Consider the following 6942-nt stretch of genomic DNA (forward strand, 5'->3'; position numbering starts at 1 on the left):
GCAATCACAGCGATATATCGGAGTTATCTCCCACGATCATCCGGCTTCCTCTTGGCAGGCTATCGCATTCCTTGATCCTGACGTTCCTGCCGATCAGGCTCTCTACCACTTTTCCAGCATTAACTATCCTGCTTTCATCCATGATGATCGAGTCCTCTACCTCCGTGCCGCATATCTGACAGCCGATGCCAATGGAGGTGTAAGGTCCGATATACGAATCGGATATAATGCTGTCCCTTCCGATGATGCAGGGCCCCTTGATCACTGACCTCCTGATTCTGGTTCCCTCTTCCATTACCACCCTTCCCATGATCCGGGACTCCTCCACCTCGCCATCGCACCTTCCATCGATATCGTCCAGGATCAGGCGATTGGCCTCGAATATGTCCTCTGGCTTTCCGGTATCCTTCCACCACCCCTCCACAAAGGAGGCATCCACCTTATGGCCATTCTCAATCAGCCACTGAATGGCGTCGGTGATCTCCAGCTCATTCCTCCAGGATGGTTTGATGGATTTGCAGGCCTCTATGATCAATGGGGTGAAGAAGTACACCCCCACCAGGGCATAATTGGAGGGAGGGACTTTGGGCTTCTCCACCAGGCGCCTGATGCTCCCGTCCGGGTTCAGGTCGGCCACACCGAAGCGCTGAGGATCGTCGACCGGGGTGAGCAGAACGCTTGCGCTGCTGCCCAGACTATGAAAACGCTTCTCATGGCTGACTATGCCGTCTCTTAGGATATTGTCCCCCAGGTACATAACAAAATCTTCATCCAGGAAATCCTCCGCCACCAGGATGGTGTGGGCAAGTCCCTTGGGCTCACCCTGATAGATGAATTTGATGGGGACCGACCAATCTGCGGATCGCACTGTCTCTATGACCTGCTCCTTGTTCGGCCCCAGGATTATGCCGATCTCGTCCGCCCCGGCCTCGATCACATCCTCGAGGGCATAGAAAAGAACTGGTTTATTGGCTACGGGAATGAGCTGTTTTTGCTGCGAATAGGTCAGAGGTCGCAGTCTCGTCCCTGAGCCGCCTGAAAGTATGAGCGCCTTCACAGTTCACACCTCAAAAAGCCCTTAATTCTGCATCCATGGGTTCAGGGTTGTACATAACGGCAAGATATACCCTTCGATCTGCTGAATAGATCATTGATAAAAGTGGTGCAAATCCGATTGGCCTGGCAGCCAATTCAAGGACCCGGGTATATGACCTCGATGTTCTCCATGTTCAATATCAGCTTTCTCAATTCTTCACAGTTAATGGCATGTTTGTACTCGCTGCACATCTTCACCCTCTCTGATAGGTCGCCTAGCTCTTGATCCTTAAGATAGTAGCCCATCCTCTGGGTGATGTACTTCAGGGCCTTGACTCCGGTGTGCTTGCCGATGATGATATGCCTTGCTGCGCCCACCAACTCCGGGGAGTAGAGCTCGTAGGTCCTAGGCTCCTCTAACACCGCAGCCACGTGAATCCCTGACTCGTGGGAGAAGGCATTGGTCCCCACTACCGCCTTGTTCTTGGCCACTGGAACATCTGAATAGGTCTGGACCAGCTGGGAGAGGTCCTTTATCTTGGAGAGATCATAGCTCTCGATATCGTAGTGCAACCTCAGGGCGATCAAGAGCTCTTCTAAGGGAGTATTGCCGCTGCGCTCGCCAATTCCGTTCACAGTGGTATGCAATTGCCTGGCCCCCGCCTCTGCCCCAGCAAGGGTGTTGGCCAGGGCCATCCCCAGGTCGTCATGGCAGTGCATGCAGATTGGAGTCTTTATGTACTTGCGAAGCTCGCTTATCATATAGTAAGTCGTGCGGGGGTTCATGATGCCCACAGTATCCGCGACGCTCACGTAGTCTGCATGGTATTCCTCAGCCTTCTTGTACAGCTTCTTTAAGGTTTCAAAATCGGTGCGCGTTGCATCTTCCGCTGAGAAGCGCACTATCAGGCCGTGATCCTTGGCGTACTCGACCGTTTGGAGAGCACAGGCTATGGCCTCAGGACAGCTCATGTGAAGCTTGTGCTTGAGATGGAGGTCCGAGGTAGCGATGAAGACGCTGATCATGTCCACGCCGCAGTCAATAGCAGCATCAACATCCTTCTTGACCGATCGGGAGAGAGCAGAGATCTTGGCCTTAAGCCCCAGGTTGCAGACCTCTTTCACGGCATTCATCTCTGCGGCAGAGACCACAGGAAAGCCCGCCTCAATGACCTCCACGCCGATCTCGTCCAGCCGGAGAGCGATATCCAGCTTCTCATCGGCCCTAAAGACCACTCCCGGCATCTGCTCCCCATCGCGCAAAGTTACATCGCAGATCTCTATGTCCAGAGGCGGAGTCCCGGCCAGACTGAGAAATTGATTCAGGGAATAGTCTTGCATAATGCGGTTAAATGATGATTCATTACATAAATTGGTTTCGAAGGAATGAGCTTTCCGGCAAGTTCAGAGTTAGAGATTCGCATAATTTTCCAGAATCCAGCGGTTGCGCACCTCGGGGTGGAACAGGAGTCCCCAAATGGGTTGAGAGCAGTGGGAGAAGGCCTCTGGAGACAATTCTGTCCCTGCCAGACGGATGAATCCCTCGGGCAGGGTGGGATCAAGGCCATGCAGATGATAGACCTCGATTTTGCGGCAGGGACCGAGGATATCCGACTCCCCGACCACCTCGATCATCTCCAGGCCGATGGCGGGCTTGTGTCGCGATCTGACCTCTCCCCCAAAGATGGCGGCGATGATCTGCATGCCGGCACAGATCCCCAGGACGGGCCGGTCTCCTTCCTTCAGCCAGGTGTATCTCTCCAGATGATTCAGGTACTCGCTATCCTTCAAGGCAGTGCCGCAGAGAACCACCTTATCGCAGCCTTTCAGACGCTCTTCATTCAGCAGGGAGATATGGCAGATCTGGCAGGGAAAGCCTGTCCTCTCCAGGATCCTTTGAACCGGACGGACGAACTCATATTGGGAGAGGGAATCGGCCTCGTAGCAGCTGTCCACCAGGAGGATCTTTGCTTTGCCGTTCATTTATCCACCAGCCTCATCTCCTCAATGATGTACTGGCCCCGGTAGTTGGCATAGGTCCCGGATGCTCTTAAGATCTCGATTCTCTTTCGAAAGAGGGGGATGGGGCCGTCCAGGACAAAGGTCTCGATCTCCCCTCCCTCGCCAGAGGGATTGATCTGATACCTCTCCTGCAGCTGGGCGAGCCTCATGATCTTCTCCTCTGTGAGCTCCGCTCCCAGCCAGCTGGCATCAAAGGGGTAGGCGTAGACCCCAGAGATGATCACCCGAAAGCCTTCAATTAAGAGAGTCTTAAGATAATCGATCTGATCGGTCTGCCAGAGGGGATTAAAGCACCACAGGTCAAGAGAATGGCAGATCCTCTGCACTCTGGCCGCCTGGTAGATCGACTCGATCGCCCCGGTGACGATTCCCTTGACGCCATAACAGTCCCGCGCTTCGGCTATGGCTGATTTCAGGTCCTCCAGCTCCTTCTCCTTTACACCCTGAGTGGGCCGGCAGAGCTGGGGGATGTGCATAGCCTCGGCCTGAAAATGGGTATGGCAGATGTTTGGGGTGTGGAACATATAGCTGTCCGGATTTTGAGAGAGAAGGGTTATCAGACAGGCTACGGTATTCCTCTCCTGCGCCCTCCAGCAGGCAAATACCGAATCCTTTCCCCCGGAAAACAACACCCCTAGCCTCATAGATTCCACTTTGCACCTTTTTCTCTTGTCGGCTTAAGCGGCGAAGGCGGCCTATCTCGCCTTGTCCTCAGCTTCTGGCATCTCCAATTCGAGCATCTGCCAGACCTTTTCCATATCCAGGTGGGACTCTACCGCCAGGGCAAGCTCTCTGTAGCCACTGCCCTTTTGGGCATTTGCCCGATGAGACTTGCCCTCTGCCTTTAGGCCTGACGCCTTGATCCCAGTTGAATTCTTTCTCTCATAGAGGAAATCCAGGAATGCGTCCCTCAAGTTCTGGTTGTCAAAGATGCCGTGCAGATAGGTGCCTATCACCAGGCCGCAGTTCGCCACTGCGCCATCATCTCCAAAGGCAGCCGGATCCACGGAAGCTGTCACTCCCATGTGAATTTCATAGCCTGTGACCTCCTGGCCGCTGATTCTATCCAGTATTGGGCCACCTCCTGTGACTGGCTTTCTCACCTGTACCGTCCTCTTCTCATACTGGTCAAAGCGGGTGGTAGCATTGAGCAATCCCAGCCCGGGCAGGCTGCCTTCGGTATCCTCTACCCCGCAGTCGATGATCTCCTTTCCCAGGATCTGATAGCCCCCGCAGATGCCGAGGATTGGAGTCCCCTGCAGGGATCTGATCTGATCCGCCATGCCCTTCTTCTCCATCTCCAGAAGGTCAGATATGGTGTTTTTAGTTCCCGGTATGATCACTGCATCCGGATGGCCCAGGGGCTCGTCCAGATTCACATATCTGATATAAGCCCTCCTCTCCAGGGGCTCGAAGTCTGTGAAGTTGCTGATCCGGGGAAGCCTGATCACCGCGATCTCCACCGCTTCGGAGGAGAAGCGGGCCTTCTTGTCGCCCAGGGAGACCGAGTCCTCAGATGGTATGTCCAGATCAAGATAAGGCAGGACTCCCAGGACGGGAACGCCAGTGAGCTCTTCTAGCGACCTCAAACCAGTGCCGAGGATCGCGGGATCGCCCCGGAACTTGTTGATCACCAGGCCCCGGACCAGAGGGCGAACGTCCGGGGGCAAGAGCTGAACTGTGCCGTATAAGCTGGCGAAGACCCCTCCCCGCTCGATATCACCCACCAGGATAATGGGGGCCTGGAGCAGCCGGGCGACGTAAATGTTGGCGATATCCCGGTCGAAGAGGTTGATCTCCGCTGCTCCTCCTGCCCCCTCCACAACAATGAAATCGTACTCATTCTCCAGCTCTCTTACCGAGCGGTCCACCACCTCTTTCAGACCCTCAATGTCCCGGTAGTACTCCTCTGCCGATTTGTCGGCCAGGGGCTTTCCCAGGACTATGACCTGGGATGTTCTATCCCCCTTGGGCTTGAGGAGGATGGGGTTCATGAACTCCGTAGGCTCGGCCCTGGCGGCGCGGGCCTGCACCGCCTGTGCGATGCCGATTTCCGCACCGCTTTTTGTGACCCAGGAGTTGAGGCTCATGTTCTGGGACTTGAAGGGAGCTACGCGGTATCCCCGGTCGGACAGAAGGCGGCAGAGTGCAGCGACAAGAGTGCTCTTGCCGGAGTGGGAGGTGGTGCCCAGCACCACGATGAAGCGGGCCATGGGCAAGGCGAGGATGTTCAAGCTTATTTGTCTTTTGGAAGATGGAATTGGACGGTCATCCTATTCCTGGGGCCAGCTCCATTGCTCAATCTCTTCATTCTACGGCCATAATCGGCTATGCGAAATGCTGAAATGATACGAAGGCCCAATAATTGTCGAGTGTGAACTGCGATGAAAGCAATAGGAATTGTGGGAAGCCCAAGAAAGAACGGCAACACAGACATCCTGGTATCAAGGGTTCTGGAAGGAGCCAGGGAGGCGGGGCTTGATACCTCCAAGTACTTGCTCAATGAGATGAAGTACTCCGGCTGCCAGGCTTGCGAGTACTGCAAGTCTCATGATCACTGCCGCCTGGATGATGACGTCACAAAGCTCTTAGAGGAGATGAAAGAAGCGGATGCCGTGGTCTTCGGCTCGCCGATATACTTCTCCCTGTTCAGCGGACAGTTCAAGCTGATGGAGGACAGGATGTACTCATTGATCGATGCGGCATTCGTCCCCCGCCTCCGCCCAGGAAAGAAGGCCATCATTGTGACCAGCCAGGCAGATGCGGAAGTTGAGAACTATGCCAGAGCAGCGGATGATTTTGCCCTCGCCCTGAAGATGCTCGGATTTGAGGTGGCGGATATTATTCGTATGGTAGATGGCATCACCCCGGATGCCGTCCTGGCTAAAGGGGAACTGCTGGATATGGCGCGGTCTGCGGGAGCTGCCCTCGGCGGTCGTTAGAGTATTGCCACATCGAATTGAGATATTGCGCAGATAACAGGAGGATTGGACACAAAAGAAAAAGCAGGTGAGGTGTGGCATTTGCACAGAGCTGCGGAGCATGAGGGAGCTTGTAGCCCGTTAGACCCTGCTTAAGGCCGAGACCCTCAGTCCAACCAGCCTGACCTTCTTTTTCTTTCTCAAGAATTGATCAACCAGTCGTTTGCCATTGTTCCGGAGAATATCCAGGTCATTGGTGGAAAAAGAGAGAGACCTGGCGCGGGTAAATGTATCGAAGTGCTCGTATCTGACCTTGACGGTGATGGTCTTGAAGCGAAAGCCGCACTCGATCAGCTCACCATGAATCTCTTCTGCCAGCCCGTCCATCATCTGCAAGATGGGGGCAGCATCTTTTATATCCCTCTCAAATGTCACCTCTCTGCCAATGGATTTGGTCTCATAGTTCACTACAACCTCGCTGGGGTCGATGCCCTGGGCACGCTCATAGAGCCTCTTTCCGAGGATTCCCAGCTGCCTTGCCAGGCGGTCGGGATCAGCTGCCGCCAGCTGGCCGATGGTCCTGATATCCAGATCAAGCAGTATCTCCTCCGTCCTCGGCCCCACTCCGGGTATCTTCCTGACTCCCAGAGGAGAGAGGAACTCCTTAGCTCCCTTTTCACTGATGACAGTCAATCCATAGGGCTTTCTGAAGTCCGAGCCGATCTTAGCCAGCATCTTGTTTGGGGCGACTCCGACCGAGCAGCTCAGATCCTCTCTATCCAGGACCTCCTGCATTATTGTCCTGGCCAGGTTGGCGGCCTGATCGAGATCCTCCACTCGACCGGAGAGGTCAAGGTAGGCCTCATAAGATGCGCTGCTAACAACGCCCCGCCCCCTGCCCTCTTTGGGATCAGCGCCAACGGTGACTACTCCCACCCCTTAAAAGGGGCAGGCTTCTACGGTT

The 6942-nt window shown here is 54.8% G+C and carries 7 protein-coding genes; 1 reads left to right on the top strand and 6 read right to left on the bottom strand.

The window, feature by feature from the left end; genetic code table 11:
• Window positions 1-4: 4 nt before the first annotated feature.
• The 5 genes from BP822_RS09020 to BP822_RS09040 form a co-directional block, all read right to left on the bottom strand.
• Window positions 5-1057, bottom strand: a complete 1053-nt coding sequence (locus BP822_RS09020; protein WP_286878165.1) for a glucose-1-phosphate thymidylyltransferase — start codon at window positions 1055-1057, stop codon at window positions 5-7.
• Window positions 1058-1191: 134 nt separating this feature from the next.
• Window positions 1192-2376: a homocitrate synthase family protein gene (locus tag BP822_RS09025; RefSeq protein WP_286878166.1), complete on the bottom strand. Its 1185-nt coding sequence runs from the start codon at window positions 2374-2376 to the stop codon at window positions 1192-1194.
• A gap of 69 nt (window positions 2377-2445) precedes the next feature.
• Window positions 2446-3018: a type 1 glutamine amidotransferase gene (locus tag BP822_RS09030; RefSeq protein WP_273271665.1), complete on the bottom strand. Its 573-nt coding sequence runs from the start codon at window positions 3016-3018 to the stop codon at window positions 2446-2448.
• Window positions 3015-3701, bottom strand: a complete 687-nt coding sequence (locus BP822_RS09035; protein ID WP_286878167.1) for a diphthine--ammonia ligase — start codon at window positions 3699-3701, stop codon at window positions 3015-3017. The genes BP822_RS09030 and BP822_RS09035 overlap by 4 nt, the downstream gene beginning before the upstream one ends.
• Window positions 3702-3752: 51 nt before the next feature.
• Window positions 3753-5270 carry a cobyric acid synthase gene (locus BP822_RS09040; RefSeq protein WP_276619291.1) on the bottom strand — a complete coding sequence of 506 codons (1518 nt, stop codon included), beginning with the start codon at window positions 5268-5270 and terminating at the stop codon, window positions 3753-3755.
• Window positions 5271-5441: 171 nt separating this feature from the next.
• Here BP822_RS09040 and BP822_RS09045 point away from each other — a divergent pair, with 171 nt between their 5' ends.
• Complete coding sequence (locus tag BP822_RS09045; protein ID WP_013720046.1) at window positions 5442-5999, top strand: flavodoxin family protein; 558 nt, start codon at window positions 5442-5444, stop codon at window positions 5997-5999.
• A gap of 120 nt (window positions 6000-6119) precedes the next feature.
• Here BP822_RS09045 and BP822_RS09050 read toward each other — a convergent pair whose 3' ends face one another.
• Window positions 6120-6914 (bottom strand): Y-family DNA polymerase, encoded by a 795-nt coding sequence (locus tag BP822_RS09050; RefSeq protein WP_013720047.1) that lies wholly within the window; start codon window positions 6912-6914, stop codon window positions 6120-6122.
• Window positions 6915-6942: the final 28 nt, after the last annotated feature.

Origin of the sequence: Methanosaeta sp. UBA458, assembly GCF_002496085.1 — an archaeon.
Classification (GTDB): Archaea; Halobacteriota; Methanosarcinia; order Methanotrichales; family Methanotrichaceae; genus Methanothrix; species Methanothrix soehngenii.